Below are 18,706 nucleotides of genomic sequence, written 5' to 3' on the forward strand. Positions count from 1 at the left end.
GTGGGAGCTGGCTTGCCAGCGAGCTTTTCGGGCCTCAACGGCTCGCTGGCAAGCCAGCTCCCACAAGGCCCGCCGCCAACCGCGGCAAACACTCATCGCACGGCACTTCCAACTTCATCGCCAACAAATCATCGGCACGGGTCCTGCCCAGATTGATCGCCACCACCGGCCGCCCGCGTTCGGCCACCGCGCGGCACAGGCGGAACGCCGAATACGCCATCAGCGACGAGCCCACCACCAACAGCCCCGGCGCCGCGCTGGCCAGGGCCATGGCCCGTTCGGCGGTAGGCGCCGCCACGTTTTCGCCAAAAAACACCACGTCGGGCTTGAGCCGCTGGCCATGGCAATGGGGGCACACCGGCACCTTGAAGCGCGCCTCGAAGCGCGGGTCCAGCAGGGTGTCGCCGTCCGGCGCCTGGGTGGCATCGACGCCGGCCAGGTAGGGGTTCTCGGCCTCCATCACCACCTGCACGTCATCGCGCCGCTGGCGCTGGCCGCAGTCCAGGCACAGCACCCGGTGCAAATTACCGTGCAGCTCCACCACCTCGGTGCTGCCGGCCTGGTCGTGCAGGCCGTCGACGTTCTGGGTGATCAGGCCGCTGATCAACCCGCGCGCCTGCAACGCCGCCAGCGCCTGGTGGGCGACGTTGGCGCGCGCCTGGCGCACCTTCGGCCAGCCGAGCATGGCCCGCGCCCAATAGCGCTGGCGCAGGGCTGCGCCGCTGAGGAATTCCTGGAACATCATCGGCGCGCGGCCGCGGCGCACGCCCTCGCGGTCGCGGTAGTCGGGGATGCCCGAGGGCGTGCTGATGCCTGCACCGGTCAGCACCACGAAGGGCTGGGCGGCCATCAGCGTGCACAGGGTGTCGAAGTCACTCATGGGCAGGCTCCGCAAAAGCAATCAGCATAGCCCCTACGCGGGGCGGTAACGCAAGGCCTCCACCAGCGCCGCCAGCGCCGGCGGCGTCTGGCGGTGGCCGGGGTAGTACAGGTAGAAGCCTGGGAACAGCGGGCACCAGGCTTGCAACAGGCGCACCAGCCTGCCGCTGGCCAGGTGCTGCTCCACCTGCTCTTCCAGGGCGCAGGCGATGCCCAGGCCATCCACCGCAGCCTGCACCACCAGGCCGTTGTCGTTGAACACCAGCGGGCCATCCACCTTGACCCGCAGCGGCCGGCCCTTGTGCGCGAATTCCCACTGGTAGAGGGCCTGGCTGCTGGCCAGGCGGTAGTTGATGCAGCGGTGGGTCGTCAGCGCCTGGGGCGTCTTCGGCGTGCCATGGGCCGCCAGGTAGGCGGGGGCCGCCACCACCGCGCCGCGCAGGTCGGGGCCGATGCGCACCGCCACCATGTCTTTCTCCACCGACTCGCCAAAGCGGATGCCGGCGTCGAAGCGCTGCTCGACGATGTCGGTGAAACGCTCATCCACGTTGATTTCCACGCGGATGTCCGGGTACTGGGCCAGGAAGGCGGGCAGGGCGGGGCTAAGGATCGACACGGCCGCCTGGTGCACGGTGGTGATGCGCACACTGCCGGCCGGGGTGGCGCGCAGCTCGCCCAGCGCGCCCAGTTCGGTGGCGATGGCGGCGAACGACGGGCGTAGGGTTTTCAGCAGCCGCTCGCCGGCCGCGGTGGGCGCCACGCTGCGCGTGGTGCGGGTCAGCAGGCGCAGCCCCAGGCGGCTTTCCAGGCCACGAATGGCGTGGCTCAGGGCCGAGGGTGACATGCCCAGGCGCGCGGCGGCGCGGGTGAAACTTTGCTCGTCAGCCACCGCGACGAAGGCCGCCAAATCGTTCAGTTCATCACGTTTCATTGCTGCATCCTGCTCACAAGGCCATGCCGATTGTGCTGTCTAGTCGCATTGTCCTCGCACTTTTACCATGGCGGCTCACTGACTGAAAGGACACCACGCAATGAACGGACACGACCCGATCGCCACCACCCGCCTGGGCGCCCACGGCCCGCTGGTGGGCGTGCAAGGCCTGGGCTGCATGGGCATGAGCGAGTTCTACGGGGTCAGCGACCGCGACGAATCCCGGGCCACCCTGGAGCTGGCGCTGGACCGTGGCGTCAGCCTGATCGACACCGCCGACATGTACGGCAGCGGCGACAACGAACGCTTCATTGGCCCGGTCATCCGTGCGCGCCGCGCCGACGTGCTGATCGCCAGCAAGTTCGGCTTCGTGCGCACACCCGGCGAGGGCCTGAATTTCAGCCTCGACAACCGCCCCGAGTACATCCGCCGCGCCATCGATGAAACCTTGCGCCGGCTGAACATCGAGACCCTGGACCTGTACTACATGCACCGCCGGGTCAAGGACGTGCCGCTGGCGGAATCGGTGGGCGCCATGGCCGACCTCGTCACTGCCGGCAAGGTGCGTTACCTGGGCCTGAGCGAGGTGACGGCTGAAGAGTTGCAGGAGGCCCACAGCATTCACCCCATCACCGCGGTGCAAAGCGAATGGTCGCTGTTTGCCCGCGACGTGGAGGCCGACGTGGTGCCCATGGCGGCGGAACTGGGCATCGCCTTCGTGCCGTACGCGCCGTTGGGCCGGGGCATGTTGACCGGCGCTGGGCTGACGGGCGCCGAGGGTGATATCCGCGGTTTGCTGCCGCAGTTCGGCGGCGCGGCCGGTGATCACAACCGCCAGTTGGCGGCGCAGGTCACGGCCTTGGCCGGGCAGTTGGGGGTGACGGCGGCGCAGGTGGCGCTGGCCTGGGTGCACCAGCGGGCGCAGGTGCATGGGCTGACCGTGGTGCCCATTCCAGGCACCCGCCGCCGGGTGCGGTTGCAGGAAAACCTGGCGGCGCTGACCCTGCGCCTGGACACCCATGCGCTGGCCAGCCTGGATGCGCTGGCGGCATCCGTGCAGGGCCAGCGCTTGGTGTAACGTATACCCCTGTGGGAGCTGGCTTGCCAGCGAGTTGTTGAGGCCCTAGAAACTCGCTGGCAAGCCAGCTCCCACAAGACAATCAGCGGTGCGGCTTCTTCACTTTCACCGTCGGCCGGAACAACAGGCTCAACAAAAACATCACTGTCCTGAAGTCCAGCAACTTCAACGCCGCCCGCGCTTCCTCGGGCCGCACCTTGGCGATCATCGGCATGGCGCCGAAAATCTTGCCCTTGAGCACCAGTTCGTTGCCGCTGCGTTCGATGGTGCTTACGGCCATCAGCTCACTGTTATCGCTGCCAAAAATCTTCATGGTCAGTTCCTCGTCACTCGCTCGAAATCCATGCCCAGGTCATCGAACATCTTGATGGCCGTGCCACGCCCTGCGCCGAACACACCGCCGCCGGGGTGCATGAACGGCCCCACCAGGTACAGGTTGTCCAGGCCCGGCACGCTCAGGCGGCCCAGGTCGGGCGTGGGGCGGTGGGCGAAGTTCTGGTAGAAATAGGGCGCCACGCCGTGCACGTCGCCCTTGACCATGGAATTGGGCGAGCTGCGCTCAAGGTCCAGCGGCGAGCACACGGTGCGGGCAATGATGTTGTCGGGCGTCAGGTTCTTCACGAACTTGCGGTACGCCTGCAAACTCAGGTCGCCGAACTCTTCCTTGTACTCGTCCCAGCGCGCCGCGCCGCCATCGGCCAGGTTGTACGGTGCGAAGGTCATGCCATGGAACATGCCCTTGCCGGCGGGCACGCGGGTAGGGTCGTTGATGCTCTCGTCGCCGCCGGCCACCAGCCTGCGTTTGGACACGCGGCCGCGGCGCAGCTCGTCGAAGTCGTCGAGCATGTCGCTCAGGCGGTCGCTGCTCATCATGGTCAGCATGGTCGCCCGGCCGACGTCGGGGCCGGCGTGGAATTCGGCTTTGTTGTGCAGGTCGTAGTGGCTGACAAACAGGCTGAACGGCGCCAGGCTGGCGCGTTCGGCGCGTTGCACCACGCCGGCGTCCAGGCCTTCGACGAAGCGGCTGATGACGTGGGGGTGCAGGGCGCCGATCACCGCGTCGCGGGCCAGTATGCGTTCGCCATCGCTCAGTTCCACGCCGGCGGCGCGGCCGTCGCTGACGATCACCTTGCGCACCTCGCTGTTGACCCGGATCTCGCCGCCGTAGTGTTCGATGCAGCGCGCCAGCGCCTCCGACAGCTTGCCGCTGCCGCCCACCGGCTGCGACACGCCGTGGCTGTGCATGATGCCGACGAAGGCGTACACGCCCATGCCGGTGCCCAGCTCGTCGGGCATCTGCAGGTTCTCGGCGATCACCCGCAGCAGGTGGATCTTGACCTTATCGTGCTCGAACAGGTGGTCGATGATGTCCAGGGTGCTGCGCTGCATGGCGTCGAACAGCTCGCGGCCTTCCAGGCTCTGGTCGAGCATGGCCACCATGGCGCCCATGGGCAGCGGCGGCGAGTAGAAGCCGGAGAGGAACATGGGCAGCAGGCCCATGGCTTTCAGCGCCAGGCGCCGGTAGGTCTCGGCATCGCGCGGCGACACGCTGGCGATCGACTCGCAGGCCTTGTCCAGGTCGCGGTAGGTGATCAGCGCGCTGCCGTCTTCAAAGACCGTGGCGTGGGGAATGTCGGAGTAGTTGTATTTCAGCCCGAAGTGCTTGAACAGGCCCAGTTCGTCCTGGGTGATCATGGGGTTGCCCTGGATCATGATGTGCACGCTTGAGTGCTCGTCATGCCAGAAACCGGGCGTGTTAAGCTGGCGCGTCGACACGCCACCGCCCACGTAGTCCTTGCGCTCCAGCACCAGGACCTTCTTGCCGGCCTTGGCCAGGTAGGCCGCGGCCACCAGCCCGTTGTGCCCGCCGCCGATGGCGACGACATCGTAGTGATTCATGTGGACCTTCCGCGTCATTGTTGTTCTTGTCAGTCAGCTCATGGGCTGTGTGGGCGATGATGGGGCAGGCGTGCAGCGCGCGGAAGATCGCACTTTTATGTGGGTGGGTTACCTGAATGTGCGTACCCCCCCGGCCAATAACAAGGAATACCCCGTGAACGACGACGCCCAACGCCAGGCCCTGGACCAACTGCGCGCCCGCGTGCAGCACAACGGCAACGACCCCCAGGGCCCCATCCGCGAAACCCTGGCGCGCCTGGGCGACCGCTGGAGCCCGCTGCTGTTGCTGATACTGCGCCACGGCATGCTGCGCTTCACCGAACTGCAGCGCGAGGTCAACGCCATGGCCGACAGCGAGCTGTCCCAGCGCATCCTCACCCTGAAACTGCGCGCGCTGGAGCGCGACGGCATGCTGCAGCGCACCGTGATCCCGACCATTCCGCCGCAGGTGGAATACCGCCTGACGCCGCTGGGAATGGAACTGGTGGCGCGGTTGGAAGGGCTGGTGGGGTGGCTGGAGCAGCAGGCGCCGACGATCGAGGCGGCGCGGGTGGCGTACGATCAATGATGTACTCGAAGGCCCGGTTCCTGCTCAAGTGGAACACCCATACCTTCGATGTTCCGATGGGGAGAGTCGTTGGCTGGGGCATTCGTCGTCAGGCGCCGGACACTATTGTTGAAATGTCCAAGTCATCGTGACAGCGTTCCCGGTCTTATGAGGAGCAAGAACAGTGGCGTATAACGTCCTGGTTGATTTCATGTATGAGGTGGGTAATGGCGTTGGCGTATTCCTGCCGGAGGACGAGCAGCGTGAATTCACCCCGTTGCCGCTTCCGGCCATCGTAGGCAGTTATGCCCGGTCCCGTGGCCGCTTGGCGGTGTTCTTGTTGCGATGGCAAATTCGCCGCTACATTCGCGCCAACCTGACGCCCTCCGGGTTGAGATACGCCGACCCGTTCGACCAGGAGCTTGCTTTTCCGGAAGATTATTTCGAAGGGGATTTGCTGGTCTTTCTCAGGACGGTCCAGACGCTCCTGAAGCTGGCGCGCTAGCGCCCACAAATGTCCGGCGCCGCAACGGCTACGCTTAGGGCTGGCCCCCTGCGCGTCGAGGCACCTGATGAAACAGCCATCCGCCGACCACCCCATCACCGTCAGCCCCGTGGGCGGCACGCTGGAGGTGCAGTTCCACGGCACCACCATCGCCCGCACCTCCCGCGCGCTGACGCTCAAGGAGGCGCATTACCCGCCGGTGTATTACCTGCCGCGCGCGGATATCGTCGCCAGGCACTTCCAGCGCACGGCGCATTCCAGTTATTGCCCGTACAAGGGCCAGGCCAGTTATTTCAGCCTGGTGGCGGGCGATCAGGTCAGCGAGAACGCGGCGTGGAGCTATGAAAAACCCTACCCGGCGGTGGCCGGTATCGAGGGCTACGTGGCGTTCTACCCCGACCGCGTAACGTTCACCACAACCCCGTAGCAGCTGCCGCCAGGCTGCGTCCAGCGGTGTACCAGGAAAGGAGGGGGCGCCGGTGACGCGGCCTGCGGCCGCTGCTACGGGGGTAATGGTCAGGATTTGGCGGCTATGCCGTGGGCTTTTGTAGGACGCTTCTGAAATAATACCCCGCGCGGATTCTGCGCTTGTTCCGGTTCCAGGGCTGCCATTACCCTCCGTTCGCCGCTGCCATTGCAGTGGTCGGGTTTTAGCAGACCTGGAGGAAATCAACGAACAAGCGCCGGTTCACGGCCAGCTGACGCATCTTGTGTGTCCGATGGCCCGCCACTATGGCGGCTGTGTGCGGGGCATCTTCGGATGCGCCGGGTTCGTTGGTTTCCTCGGTCTGCTAACCCGCGTACAGCCGCCACCCACCGTTTAGCAGCGGCGGGTGTGGGCAACCACATGGAAGCCAAAGATGGACAATTTGACACCCGATACCCCACGCACCACCCACAACCACCCCTTCGGCATCCGCGACAGCGACGACCAGCCGCTGTTCTGCATCCCCGAAGGCGCCAGGGCCGAAGACGCCTTGGCCCACGCCTCGCTGCTGCTCAAGGGCGCCTACGAAACCACCTACGAACTCACCGACATAGGCCTTGGCCATTCCGGCCTGCTGTGGTCGGTGCTGCACCTGGTGGAAAGCGCCAAGGCGCTGGTGGATGCGGTGGTGGCCCAGCCGCACCCCACGGCTCACACCTGACCGTAGCCGCTGCCGCCAGGCTGCGCTGGCCCTGTGCGTCGCTGGAAATCTTCAGGGTTCACACCGGCCAGCGCAGCCTTCGGCAGCGGCTACGCGCCAGGCGCATGGAACCTGTACAAATTAGGTTGGAGTGCACATTCGTGGATCAGCGAGATGACCGAAGCAACGCTGCGGCGGATGCTCTGACCAACACAGCGCCCAGCGACCCGTGGGACAGCTGGTTCGAGGAAAATGGCGCAACGGATGATTTTCTGGCTGAACGTGATCAGCCTGTCGAACAGCGGCGAGGAAGCTTCTGAAGCGTTGTCGCCGCAAGGCCACCGCCGTTCAGGTGGCCCCATCGCGGCCAAGGCCGGCTCCTACCACGGTTGGGGTAGGAGCCTGCCTTGGCCGCGATACAGGCGACGCCGAGCCCTGGCCATTAACCGCGCTTGGGCAACTTCCAGCTAGGCCGAATGAAGTGGCAGGTATACCCGTTCGGAATACGCTCCAGGTAATCCTGATGCTCCGGCTCCGCCTCCCAAAAAGGCCCCGCCGGCTCGATCTCGGTCACCACGCGCCCCGGCCACAACCCTGAAGCGTTCACATCGGCCTCGGTGTCTTCGGCAATGTCACGCTGCTGCTCGTTCAGGTAATAGATCGCCGAACGGTAGCTGGGCCCGCGGTCATTGCCCTGGCGGTTGGGGGTGGTGGGGTCGTGGATCTGGAAGAAGAATTCGAGAATCTGCCGGTAGCTGATGCGCGCCGGGTCGAAGACGATCTCGATGGCTTCGGCGTGGTCGCCGTGGTTGCGGTACGTGGCATTGGGTACGTCGCCGCCGGTGTAGCCCACGCGCGTGGCGAGCACGCCGGGGTAGCGGCGCAGCAGGTCCTGCATGCCCCAGAAGCAGCCGCCGGCGAGAATCGCGGTTTCGGTTTGGGTGGTCATGGTGCGGTCCTTCCCCTCGGAATGAGTCAGAAGGGCAGCATACGCCATCGTAGCCGCTGCCGCAGGCTACAGATCAGGCCAGGCTCGCCGCCGTCTCGATAACCAGATTGCGCAACCACGCCAACCCTGGGTCATGCTGCTGGTACTTGTTCCACTGCAGGCTGATGGTCATCTGCGGCGCCGCCCACGGCGTGGGCAGGATGCGCAGCGGCAGGTACTGCGCCCAGCGCTGGGCCAGGCGCTTGTGCATGGTGGCGATGCGCGGGGTGCCGATCAGGTAGGGCGGCACGCTGTTGAAGGTGTGGGTGGTGACTTCCACCTTGCGCTCGAAGCCGAAGCTGCGCAAAAACCAGTCGTCCACCGTGGGCGCACGGTGTTCGGTGCCAAAGCGCACCAGCACGTGGCCGTTGTGCTTGTAGTCGTCGAAGGTCAGCGCCTGCGGGCCATGGTCGCGGCACACCACGCAGACGAATTCGTCGCTGAACAGCGCCGTCGAAGGGTGTTGTTCGAGGATGTGGGTGTCGGGCAGCAGCAGGAAGTCCACGTGCCCGCGTTCAATCTCAAGCGACGCATCGTCGGTGGGCGAGAACAGCTCGATGGCGCACTGCGGGGCGATGGCATTCAAGCGCCGGCTGACCTCGGGCATCAGCACCATGCCCACGTAGTCGGAGGCCATCAGGGTGAACGTGCGGCTCGACAGGTGCGGCTGGAACTGGCTGCGGTTTTCCAGGGTGGCGCGCATCTGTATCAGCAGGTCGCGCACCGGCTGCGCCAGGGTTTCGCCCATGGGCGTGCGCACCATCTTGCGGCCTATCTGCACCAGCAGGTCGTCGTCGAAATAGCTGCGCAGGCGGGCCAGGGCGGCGCTGGTGGCAGGCTGGCTGAGGTGCAGGCGCTCGCCGGCACGGGTGATGTTCTGCTCGGCCAGCAGCACGTCCAGCACCACCAGCAGGTTCAAGTCCAAACCATGGAAACGCATGGTCGTTGCTCCGTTTTTCTTATGATTGTGGGCACAGGCATTTGTTGCCGTTATACCTGCGCCGGGGTTATTCGTCGAGCCCATGGCAGGCATGCCCAAGCCGAATTTCCGCAGCCGCGCGGGGCTTCTTATAGTGATTGGCCTCACTGGCAATCATAAGGAAACCGCATGCGCCTCTTGGGAAAAACCGCCATTGTCACCGGAATCGGCAGCGGCATCGGCCAGTGCTGCGCGCTGATGTTCGCCCGCCAGGGCGCGCGCGTCGTCGGCGCCGAACTGGACCCGGCCGCCGCCCGCCACACCGTAGCCCTGGCCGCAGCCGAGGGGCTGCACATCGACAGCCTCGACCCCTGCGACCTCACCGACCCGGCCCAGGCCGCCGCCCTGGTGGAGTTCGCCTGCGGCCTGCACGCAGGCTTCGACATTGTGGTGAACGCTGCAGCCTTCGGCGCCTTCGCCTGGATCGAAGACATGGACTACCAGCAGCACTGGCGCAAGACCCTCACCGGCGAACTGGACCTGGTGTTCCTGCTGTGCCAGGCCGCCTGGCCGGTGCTGAAGGCCCGCGGCGGCGGTTCGATCATCAACTTCGCCTCGGCCAACGCCTGGATGAGCCTCAAGGGCTCGCCCGCCCTGGCCCATTGCGCGGGCAAGGGCGGGGTGCTGGCCATGACCCGGCAACTGGCCATGGAGGGCGGGCCCCACGGGATTCGCGCCAACAGCATTTCACCGGGGTTGATCGAGACCAGTGCCACCCGCGCGCATTTGGCCGCAGACCCGGGGTTTCGCCAGGCGGCGCTGGACCATCAGTTGCTGCCACAGCGTATCGGCCGGCCGGAGGACATCGGTTGGGCGGCGGTGTATCTGGCCAGCGATGAGTCGGCTTGGGTGACGGCAACAGATCTGCGCATAGACGCCGGCGCGACGGCCTGCTAATTGATGATGAATGTAGCAGAGACGCTATCGCTTAAAATACGGCTCACCGTTGAGTTTCGCTGCTGTGAGCAGGTGAGGTGATTTTAACGGGGTAAGGGATAGTTTTATATTGTCAACGTCGAGTTGATAAAAAGAGTAGCAGTTGATGATCATGAGATCATGCTGGGTTTCACGCCGCTTAAATAGGTGGCCTTCCACATGTTTCCATGCGCCGGGTAATGTTTCCGATGTCGGCACGGCAATATGCATGGCTACATGAAGGCCAGGAAAGCCGTTGCCGACGATAATCTGGACGCCCATGATTTCTGAGTGTTCAGAAGTAAATTGATAGGTGCGCATGTCCATGCTGAATGCGTAGTAAGCGCCTACCTCGATGTTTGGAACGTTTTTTTCAAAGTCCATGCCGTTGTATGCGTAGTCATTTTTACTGACAAGGAAGTCATTTCCGTTTTCTGTGGCAAGAAATGTATTGGGTGTGTCTTCATGAATTCGCCATCCACTGAGATTTCCGCCGGTGAAATCGATGAGTTCATAGTTGTTAAGTTTAGACATGGTTTTGTGCTCAAGAATGAGGGGTGATGTAATTGTAGTTGGGGCAATGGTTAAGTGCGGAGAGGGTGCATGAATATCTTTGTTTTTTTGTTTGTTGCTTGAATTCAACTATACGAGTTGTGCGATTTCGATATATCCACCCCACAAATGCCTCGCATCCAAACAAACAATTTCCGGCATACCCGCCCGCTGTTTAAGGTAACCCCAACGCTGCACACAATAAGAACAAACCGGAGATACCCCCATGTCGCTTCCCCCGAATACCCCCCACACCTGACCCCCTTTCGCCGTTTGCACAGGCATGCGCCGGGCTTCCCCGTGCGTGGCCGTCCAGAAGAATCGTTGCATGAGGAACGCTTGATGAGCGACATCGCAAAAGTGCTGATCGTAGGCGCAGGCATTGGTGGGCTGAGCGCCGCCATTGCCCTGCGCAACGCCGGGGTGGAGGTCGATATCGTCGAGATCAGCCCCCAGGCCAAGGTCTATCACGTGGGCATCGTGGTGCAGGCCAACTGCATTCGCGCCATGGCCCAGTTGGGCATCGCCGACGCCGCCGTGGCCGCCGGTTTCCCCTACAAGGGCCTGCGCATCTGCAACCAGCAGGGCCAGGTGAAAGCCGAGCTCAGCGGCGCGCAATTGGCCGGCAAGCAGTACCCGGCCAACCTCGGGCTGACCCGCCCGGCGTTGCACCAGGTGCTGCTGGACGCGGTAGCCGCCAGCGGCGCCACCTTGCGCCTGGGCCTGACCTTCAGCGACATCGAACAAAGCGCGGACAAGGTCTCGGTGCGCTTCACCGACGGCAGCAGCGGCGAGTACGACCTGCTGGTGGGCGCCGACGGCGTGTATTCGAAAGTGCGCACCACGGTGTTCGGCGAACAGTACAAACCGCGCTTCACCGGCCAGGGCGTGTGGCGCTACAACCTGCCACGGCCCAAGGACCTGCTGTGGTCGCACATGTTCGAAGGCAAGCCGGGCGGCAAGGCCGGCTACACGCCGCTGACCGAAGACAGCCTGTACGTGCTGTCGGTGTTCGAGGAACCGGGCAACCCGTTCTTCGCCCCTGACACCCTGGCCGCCGAGTTCCGCAAGCGCCTGGAAGGCTACGGCGGCCTGGTGTCCGAGCTGCGCGAGCAGATCACCGACGACAGCCAGGTGGTGTACCGCCCGCTGGAGGCGCTGCTGATGCCCGCGCCCTGGTACCGCGGCCGGGTGCTGCTGATTGGCGACGCCGCCCACGCCACCACCCCGCACATGGGCCAGGGCGCCGCCCAGGCGGTGGAAGACGCGGTGGTGCTGGGCGAGCTGTGTGGCCTGCCGCGGCTGAGCCTTACCGAGGTGCTGGAGCGCTTCATGGCGCGGCGTTTCGAGCGCTGCAAGTTCATCAACGAAGGCTCGGTGCAGATCGGCGAATGGGAACAACGGCCCAGTGCCGACGCCGACTTCACCGGCCTGATGGCGCAGATGATCAACGTCGTTGCCCAACCTATCTGACCAAGGTGCCCTGCATGAAACCCAACCCGCTCAAAGGCTGGCAGGTCGACCGCGACGCCATCGGCTTCATCGGCCACGACCTGCAACGCCCCGAATGCATCATCGCCCAGCCCGACGGCAGCCTGTGGGCCGCCGACGCCCGCGGCGGGGTGATGCACATTGCCGTCAACGGCGAGCAGACCCTGCTGGCGCCCAAGCAGCCCGCGCCGCAGCAGGCCTCGTTCGAGTCGCGCTACGTGCAGTCCCAGGGTGCCTCGCTGCCCAACGGCCTGGCGCTGACTGCGCAGGGCGACTTCATCATCTGCAACTGGGGCCTGGACCGCATCGAGCAGCTCGACCGCCAGGGCAACATCAAGGTGCTGTTCGACCAGCTGGACGGCAAGCCCCTGGGCAAGACCAACTTCCCGCTGCGCGATAGCAAGGGCCGTATCTGGTTCACCGTGACCACCACGATGCAGCCCTGGACCGACTCGATCAATTCCGGCGTGCTGGACGGCTACATCGGCGTGATCGACGACAACGGCATGCGCATCGTCGCCGAGGGTTTTGGCGGCACCAACGAGATCCGCTTCGACGACAACGAAGAGTGGCTGTACGTGGTGGAAAGCAACGTGCGCCGCATCTCGCGGCTGCGCCTGAACGCCGACGGCTCGCTCGGCGACCGCGAGGTGTTTGGCCCGGCCGAACTGGAAGGCTTCCCTGACGGCTTTGCCTTCGACAGCTACGGCAACCTGTGGGTGACCCTGGTGATGACCGACAAGCTCATTGCCCTGACCCCGGACGGCGAAGTGCTGACCCTGCTGGACGACAGCAACCCGGCCGCCACCGCCGAGCTCAACCGCCACTACCACGCCAAGACCCTGACCCCGCAGATCATGCAGGCGGCCCACGGCACCCTGGCGCCGTGGCTGGCCAGCCTGACCTTCGGCGGGCCGGATCTGAAGACCGTGTACCTGGGCAGCCTGCAGGGCACGCGCATCCCGTTTTTCCAGGCCCCGGTGGCCGGCCAGGCGTTGATCCACTGGCGCTGAATTCGATTAGAACAACAAGGAACCGACCATGATTCGTTATCTCAAGCAAGGCAAGCCGGCCCAGCAGAAGGCCGAACTCAACGCCCAGGTGCGCGACACCGTGGAGCAGATCATCCAGGCCATCGAACAGCGCGGCGAAGCGGCGGTGCGTGAGTATTCGGAGAAGTTTGACCGCTGGAACCCCACCAGCCTGCGTTTGAGCGCCGAGGAAATTCAGGGCTGCATCGACAGCCTGTCGCCCCAGGCCATCGCCGACATCAAGTTCGCCCAGGCACAGATCCGCCGCTTCGCGCAGATCCAGCTGCTGTCGATGCGCGACGTGGAAGTGGAGACCCTGCCTGGCGTGGTGCTGGGCCACAAGAACATCCCGGTGAACTCGGTGGGTTGCTACATTCCCGGCGGCAAGTACCCGCTGCTGGCGTCGGCGCACATGAGCGTGCTGACCGCCAAGGTGGCCGGGGTGAAGCGCGTGATTGCCTGCGCGCCGCCGTTCGACGGCAAGCCGTCGCCGGAGATCATCGCCGCCATGGCCCTGGCCGGCGCCGATGAGATCTACGTGATGGGCGGGGTGCAGGGCGTGGCCGCCATGGCCTTGGGCACTGAACACATTGCCCCGGTGGACATGATCGTCGGCCCCGGCAACGCCTACGTGGCCGAAGCCAAGCGCCAGCTGTACGGCCGCGTGGGCATCGACCTGTTCGCTGGCCCCACCGAAACCATGGTGATCTGCGACGACACGGTGGACGCCGAACTGGTGGCCGTCGACCTGCTGGGCCAGGCCGAGCACGGCCCGACCTCGCCGGCGTTCTGCGTCACCACCAGCACGCGCATCGCCGAAGAACTGCCGGCGGCCATCGAGAAAGTGCTGGCGCGCCTCGACACCGCGCCAATTGCCAGCGTGGCCTGGCGCGACTATGGCGAGATCATCCTCTGTGACACCGACGAGGAAATGCTCGCCGAATCCGAGCGCATCTGCTCCGAGCACGTGCAGGTGATGACCCGCGACCCGGACTGGTTCCTGGCGCGCATGACCAACTACGGCGGGCTGTTCCTGGGCCATCGCACCAATGTGTCCTACGGCGACAAGGTGATCGGCACCAACCACACCCTGCCCACCATGGGCGCCGGGCGCTACACCGGCGGGCTGTGGGTGGGCAAGTTCATCAAGACCCACACCTACCAGCGCGTGCTCACCGATGAGGCCAGCGTGGCCATCGGCGAGGTGTGCTCGCGGCTGTGCGCCCTGGAGCATTTCTCCGGGCACAAGGAACAGGCCGACATTCGTGTGCGCCGCCTGAAGCAGGCCCTGTGATGCAGGCCCTGGAAGGCAAGGTGGCGGTGGTCACCGGCGCCACCGGCGGGTTGGGCGGGGCGATCTGCGCCGCCCTGGCCCAGGCCGGCGCGCGGGTGGTGGCCGGCTACAACCGCAGCGCCGAGGCGGCCCAGGCGCTGGTCGCCGCGCTGCCCGGCGGCGACCACCTGGCGGTGGCCGCGCCGGTCACCGACAGCGCTGCGTTACACGCCCTGGCAGCCACGGTGCAAGCGCACTACGGCCGCTGCGACCTGCTGGTGAACTGCGCCGGCACCACGCGCTTCGTTGCCCATGCCGACCTCGACGGCCTGGACGACGGGCTGATCGACAGCATCCTGGCCACCAACGTGCGCGGCCCCATTGCCTGCGTACGCGCCCTGGCGCCGCTGCTCAAGGCCAGCGGTGACGGCCTGGTGGTGAACATCAGCTCCATCGCCGCGCGCACGGCCATGGGCAGCAACATCGCCTACTGTGCGTCGAAGGCGGCGGTGGACAACCTTACCCAATCCCTGGCCCGCGCCCTGGCGCCCCAGGTGCGGGTGGTGTCGGTGGCGCCGGGGCTGGCCGACACCGAGTTCGTCCAGGGCCTGGCCCAGGACTGGCGCGACGAGCAGGCCGCGCGCACGCCCCTGGGGCGCCTGGCGCTGCCGGCCGAAGTGGCGCGCGCGGTGCTGGCCCTGGCCACGCAACTGACCTTTACCACTGGCGCCGTCATCCCTGTGGATGGCGGCCGGCCGCTGAGCTGAGGAGGGCGCCCATGTTCGCGATCAAACCGCACCACGGCGGCATCAGCGTGCCCAGCCTGGACGAGTCGATTGACTGGTACCGGCACATGCTCGGCTTCGAGCTGGAAAGCCGCGCCTTCATCGAGCAGATTCCGGCGCATATCGCGTTCATTCGCAGCGGCGACTACCGCCTCGAACTGTTCCAACTGGCGCAGGCCAAGCCCTTGCCGGCCGACCGCCGCGAGCCACACCTGGACCTGCAGACCCACGGCCACAAGCACCTGTGCTTCGCCGTGCAGGACGCCCCGGCCGCCTTCGCCGCGCTGCGCGCCAAGGGCGCCGACATCGTCTTCGAGAACGTCATCGACGGCACGCCCATGGGCTTCCTGCGTGACAACAGCGGCAACCTGCTGGAACTCATCCAATACCCGGCCCTGTGGGCCGACCAAGGAGCACCCCTATGAAACTGGCCACCCTCAAGGACGGCAGCCGCGACGGCCGCCTGGTCGTGGTATCCCGTGACCTGCGCCGCGCCGTGCTGGCGTCGGGCATTGCCGCCACGCTGCAGGCCGCCATCGAAGACTGGCCGCGCTGCGAGCCGCTGTTGCAGCAGCTGTCTGCCGCGCTGAACGGCGGCCGTGCCACCCAGGCGTTCGATTTCGAGCCGCGCGAGGCCATGGCGCCGCTGCCACGGGCTTACCAATGGGCCGACGCCTCGTCGTTCCTCAACCACGGCATGCTGATGGAGCGCGCGTACAATCTGGACATCAAGAAAGACCCCGGCGTGCCTATTATCTACCAGGGCGCCGGCGATGATTTCCTCGGCGCCTGCGACGACTACCCGGTACCCGGTGAAGAGCATCAGATCGATTTCGAAGGGGAGGTCGCCGTGGTACTCGATGATGTGCCCATGGGCATCCAGCCTGCCCAGGCGGCAGGCCATATCAAGCTGTTGATGCTGCTCAACGACGTGAGCCTGCGCGCGCACCTGTTCAAGGAAGTGAGCATCGGCTTCGGCCCGCTGCGCGCCAAGCCCAGCACGGTGTTTGCGCCGGTGGCGGTCACCCCAGACGAGCTGGGCGCGGCCTGGGACGAGGGGCGGGTGAAGCTGCCCATGCACGTGCAGTGCAACGGCCAGCGTTTCGGCGAGCCCAACGGCACCGAGATGGACTTCAGCTTCCCCGAACTGGTGATGCACCTGGCCCGCACGCGCAAGCTGGGCGCCGGCACGGTGCTGGGCTCGGGCACCTTCTCCAACCGCGACTACAACGTCACCGGCTCTGCGTGCCTGGCCGAGCGCCGGGCGGTGGAGACCATCGAGCAGGGCGAGGCGAAGACGCCGTTCCTGAAGTTCGGCGACCGCCTGCGCTTCGAGATCTTCGGCCTGGACGGCGCCAGCGTGTTCGGCGCCATCGACCACCGCTTCGTACCGGCGCAGGTGTGACCATGCACATACTCATCACCGGCGCCAACGGCTTCGTCGGCGCCACCCTGGTGCAACGGCTGCTCAGCGATCCGGCGGCGTTGCCGGGCTGGAGCCAACTGACGCTGCTGGACCTGACGTTCGATACGCCGATCCACGACCCACGGGTGCGTTCGCTGGCGGGCAGCATTGACGACAGCCGCCTGTTGGCCGACGCCCTGGAAACCCCTGTGGACGTGGCCTTCCACCTGGCCAGCGTGCCCGGTGGCCTGGCCGAGCGCGATTACGCGCTGGGCCGCCGCGTGAACCTGGATGCCACCCTGGCCTTGCTGGAAGGCTTGAAGGCCCAAGCCACGCCTGCGCGGGTGGTGTTCGCCAGCACCATCGCCGTCTACGGGGCGCCGTTGCTTGAGACGGTGGACGACCACACGCCGCTGCGCCCGCAGCTGAGCTATGCCACGCAAAAACTGATGGGTGAACTGCTGATCGACGATTTCAGCCGCCGTGGCTGGATCGACGGTATCAGCCTGCGCCTGCCCGGCATCGTCGCCCGGCCGCCAGCGCCCTCGGGGCTGCTGTCGGCGTTCATGAGCGAGGTGTTCTGGAAGCTCAAGGCTGGCCAGCCGTTCGTGTGCCCGGTGTCGCCGGGCGCGCAGGCCTGGTGGATGTCGGCGGCGCGCTGCGTCGACAACCTGCTGCATGCGGCGCGCGTGCCGGCGGCTGCGTTGCAGGCGCGGCGGGTGTTTGCCTTGCCGGTGCTGCATTTGAGCCTGTTGCAGTTGATTGATGGGCTGTGCGCGCGCTTTGGCGAGGACCGCCGGGCGTTGGTCAGGTATGAACCCAACGAAGCCCTGGAAGCGAACTTCGGCCGCTACCCGCCGTTGCACGCCGAAGCGGCCGAGGCGCTGGGCCTGCGCCATGACGGCACTTTGGAGGAATTGATCAACAACACTTTGGCGTGACCCGTGGGAGCTGGCTTGCCAGCGAGTTGTTGGCGCCCCCAAAAGCTCGCTGGCAAGCCAGCTCCCACATCAAGCGATACAACGCGTGCCCATTACTCTAAATAATAACAATCCGGAGAGGCCATGAACGCTCCCAGCCGTGTCACCCAGTCCAAGGCGACGTTCGCCACGTACCTGCTGTTGCTGATCAACTGCCTGTCGCCCATGGCAGCCATCGTCGTGGCGCCCAGCCTGCCGCAGATGCAGGCCCACTTCGCCGCGGTGCCCAATGTCGAATTCCTGATTCCGGTGGCGCTGACCATTCCCGGGCTGCTGGTGGCCCTGCTCAGCCCGGTGGTCGGCATCCTCGCCGACCGCTACGGGCGCAAGCGCCTGCTGGTGGCGTCCATCGTCGGCTATGGCATCTTCGGCCTGCTGCCGATGTTCCTCGACTCGCTGTACGCCATCATCGTCAGCCGCGTGGCCCTGGGCTGCGTGGAATCGGTGGTGGTGACGGTCAGCACCATGCTTATCGGCGACTACTACAGCGGCGCCCAGCGGCAGAAGTACCTGGCGCTGCAGACCACTTTCGCCTCGTCCTCGGCCATCCTGTTCTTCATGGTCGGCGGCGCCCTGGGCGAGATCGGCTGGCGCGCGCCCTATGTGGTGTACGCCGTGCCGCTGCTGCTGGCGCTGGTGAGCAAGGCGCTGCTGTGGGAACCCAAGGCCGCGGCCATGGCCGACGCCGAGGAGCGCGGGCCGCTGGTGCGCTTCCGGCCGCTGGTGCTGCTGGGCATCTGCGTGGTCACCTTCATTGGCGCGGTGATGTTCATGATTCTGCAAATCCAGATGGCCTACCTGCTGGGCGACATCGGCGAGCACTCGCCGCAGACTGCAGGCCTGGTGGCCTCGGCCTGCAGCGTGATGATCGTGCTCGGTACCCTCAGCGTGCACATGCTCGCCCGGCTGGGGCTGCGCACCCCGCACTGCCTGGCGCTGGCGTTCGGCCTGATCGCCGCCAGCTTCATCGCCATCCCGGCCATGCACACCTGGCAGGGCATCATGGCCGTGGCCCTGGTCAACGGCCTGGGCTGCGGCCTGATGCTGCCCACCCTGGCCATCTGGAACATGCGCGAACTGCCCTGGCAGCGCCGCGGCCTGGGCACCGGCATGTGGTACGGCAGCTACTGCCTGGGCATGTTCTTCAGCCCGTTGCTGGTGGTGGCAGTCAGCAAGGCCAGCGGCAGCCTGGCCACCACCGTCAGTTGGGCCGGCGGCCTGTGCGTGCTGGTGGTGCTGGCGGCGCTGGGCGCCAGCCTGGTGAAGCGCCGGGCCCAACGCGACCTGCAACTGGCCGCGGTCAACCTCGAAGACGCCTGACCCGTTGAACCCTTGATACAC

At 65.8% G+C, this 18,706-nt stretch carries 21 protein-coding genes; 14 read left to right on the forward strand and 7 right to left on the reverse strand.

All coding sequences use genetic code 11. From position 1 onward, the window contains the following. Positions 1-34: 34 nt before the first annotated feature. Both AC0J42_RS11720 and AC0J42_RS11725 read right to left on the reverse strand, forming a co-directional pair. Positions 35-880, reverse strand: coding sequence for an NAD-dependent protein deacetylase (locus tag AC0J42_RS11720; protein ID WP_473006258.1), 846 nt, complete (start codon positions 878-880; stop codon positions 35-37). 33 nt (positions 881-913) lie between these two features. Next, entirely contained in the window at positions 914-1,810 is an 897-nt protein-coding gene (locus AC0J42_RS11725) for a LysR family transcriptional regulator (protein WP_473006259.1), read from the reverse strand. Between the two features lie 100 nt (positions 1,811-1,910). Between AC0J42_RS11725 and AC0J42_RS11730 the strand changes: the two genes are divergently transcribed. Then, a complete protein-coding gene (locus AC0J42_RS11730) occupies positions 1,911-2,888 on the forward strand; it encodes an aldo/keto reductase (RefSeq protein ID WP_473006260.1) in 978 nt (325 codons plus the stop codon). 82 nt (positions 2,889-2,970) lie between these two features. Here AC0J42_RS11730 and AC0J42_RS11735 read toward each other — a convergent pair whose 3' ends face one another. After that, the gene (locus AC0J42_RS11735; protein WP_473006261.1) at positions 2,971-3,201 is read right to left on the reverse strand and encodes a hypothetical protein; all 231 of its coding nucleotides are present in this window, start codon (positions 3,199-3,201) and stop codon (positions 2,971-2,973) included. A gap of 2 nt (positions 3,202-3,203) precedes the next feature. Continuing rightward, positions 3,204-4,787: a phytoene desaturase family protein gene (locus AC0J42_RS11740; protein WP_473006262.1), complete on the reverse strand. Its 1,584-nt coding sequence runs from the start codon at positions 4,785-4,787 to the stop codon at positions 3,204-3,206. A gap of 154 nt (positions 4,788-4,941) precedes the next feature. Here AC0J42_RS11740 and AC0J42_RS11745 point away from each other — a divergent pair, with 154 nt between their 5' ends. The 4 genes from AC0J42_RS11745 to AC0J42_RS11760 all read left to right on the forward strand — a co-directional run bounded on the left by AC0J42_RS11745 (position 4,942) and on the right by AC0J42_RS11760 (position 6,987). Beyond that, positions 4,942-5,355 (forward strand): winged helix-turn-helix transcriptional regulator, encoded by a 414-nt coding sequence (locus AC0J42_RS11745; protein WP_473006263.1) that lies wholly within the window; start codon positions 4,942-4,944, stop codon positions 5,353-5,355. A gap of 163 nt (positions 5,356-5,518) precedes the next feature. Beyond that, on the forward strand, positions 5,519-5,839 hold the full coding sequence (locus AC0J42_RS11750) for a hypothetical protein (RefSeq protein WP_473006264.1): 321 nt from the start codon (positions 5,519-5,521) through the stop codon (positions 5,837-5,839). 67 nt (positions 5,840-5,906) lie between these two features. After that, entirely contained in the window at positions 5,907-6,266 is a 360-nt protein-coding gene (locus AC0J42_RS11755) for a DUF427 domain-containing protein (RefSeq protein WP_473006265.1), read from the forward strand. Positions 6,267-6,699: 433 nt separating this feature from the next. Further along, positions 6,700-6,987: a DUF3077 domain-containing protein gene (locus AC0J42_RS11760; RefSeq protein ID WP_473006267.1), complete on the forward strand. Its 288-nt coding sequence runs from the start codon at positions 6,700-6,702 to the stop codon at positions 6,985-6,987. Between the two features lie 421 nt (positions 6,988-7,408). Here the strand turns inward: AC0J42_RS11760 and msrA are convergent, their stop codons facing one another. Together msrA and AC0J42_RS11770 are read right to left on the reverse strand one after the other, a co-directional pair. Then, on the reverse strand, positions 7,409-7,915 hold the full coding sequence (msrA, locus tag AC0J42_RS11765) for a peptide-methionine (S)-S-oxide reductase MsrA (RefSeq protein ID WP_416423721.1): 507 nt from the start codon (positions 7,913-7,915) through the stop codon (positions 7,409-7,411). A gap of 73 nt (positions 7,916-7,988) precedes the next feature. Next, on the reverse strand, positions 7,989-8,894 hold the full coding sequence (locus AC0J42_RS11770; RefSeq protein ID WP_473006268.1) for a LysR family transcriptional regulator: 906 nt from the start codon (positions 8,892-8,894) through the stop codon (positions 7,989-7,991). Positions 8,895-9,062: 168 nt separating this feature from the next. Between AC0J42_RS11770 and AC0J42_RS11775 the strand changes: the two genes are divergently transcribed. Then, positions 9,063-9,830, forward strand: a complete 768-nt coding sequence (locus AC0J42_RS11775; RefSeq protein ID WP_473006269.1) for an SDR family NAD(P)-dependent oxidoreductase — start codon at positions 9,063-9,065, stop codon at positions 9,828-9,830. Between the two features lie 24 nt (positions 9,831-9,854). On the opposite strand, the gene AC0J42_RS11780 is transcribed toward AC0J42_RS11775, so the two are convergent. After that, positions 9,855-10,382 carry a hypothetical protein gene (locus AC0J42_RS11780; RefSeq protein ID WP_473006270.1) on the reverse strand — a complete coding sequence of 176 codons (528 nt, stop codon included), beginning with the start codon at positions 10,380-10,382 and terminating at the stop codon, positions 9,855-9,857. A gap of 360 nt (positions 10,383-10,742) precedes the next feature. Between AC0J42_RS11780 and AC0J42_RS11785 the strand changes: the two genes are divergently transcribed. From AC0J42_RS11785 to AC0J42_RS11820, 8 genes are all read left to right on the forward strand, one after another. After that, on the forward strand, positions 10,743-11,873 hold the full coding sequence (locus tag AC0J42_RS11785) for an FAD-dependent oxidoreductase (protein WP_473006271.1): 1,131 nt from the start codon (positions 10,743-10,745) through the stop codon (positions 11,871-11,873). Positions 11,874-11,887: 14 nt separating this feature from the next. Further along, positions 11,888-12,904, forward strand: coding sequence for an SMP-30/gluconolactonase/LRE family protein (locus AC0J42_RS11790; protein WP_473006272.1), 1,017 nt, complete (start codon positions 11,888-11,890; stop codon positions 12,902-12,904). Between the two features lie 28 nt (positions 12,905-12,932). Then, entirely contained in the window at positions 12,933-14,216 is a 1,284-nt protein-coding gene (hisD, locus tag AC0J42_RS11795; RefSeq protein ID WP_416423726.1) for a histidinol dehydrogenase, read from the forward strand. Continuing rightward, positions 14,216-14,962, forward strand: coding sequence for an SDR family NAD(P)-dependent oxidoreductase (locus tag AC0J42_RS11800; RefSeq protein ID WP_416423727.1), 747 nt, complete (start codon positions 14,216-14,218; stop codon positions 14,960-14,962). The genes hisD and AC0J42_RS11800 overlap by 1 nt, the downstream gene beginning before the upstream one ends. Positions 14,963-14,973: 11 nt before the next feature. Further along, positions 14,974-15,405 carry a VOC family protein gene (locus AC0J42_RS11805; protein ID WP_473006273.1) on the forward strand — a complete coding sequence of 144 codons (432 nt, stop codon included), beginning with the start codon at positions 14,974-14,976 and terminating at the stop codon, positions 15,403-15,405. Further along, positions 15,402-16,385, forward strand: coding sequence for a fumarylacetoacetate hydrolase family protein (locus AC0J42_RS11810; RefSeq protein WP_473006274.1), 984 nt, complete (start codon positions 15,402-15,404; stop codon positions 16,383-16,385). Before AC0J42_RS11805 ends, AC0J42_RS11810 begins: the two co-directional genes overlap by 4 nt. A 2-nt stretch (positions 16,386-16,387) precedes the next feature. Continuing rightward, a complete protein-coding gene (locus tag AC0J42_RS11815) occupies positions 16,388-17,326 on the forward strand; it encodes an NAD-dependent epimerase/dehydratase family protein (protein ID WP_473006275.1) in 939 nt (312 codons plus the stop codon). Positions 17,327-17,449: 123 nt separating this feature from the next. Beyond that, entirely contained in the window at positions 17,450-18,685 is a 1,236-nt protein-coding gene (locus AC0J42_RS11820; RefSeq protein ID WP_416423731.1) for an MFS transporter, read from the forward strand. Positions 18,686-18,706 lie beyond the last annotated feature (21 nt).

Source organism: Pseudomonas sp. Tav-5-1A (assembly GCF_055755055.1).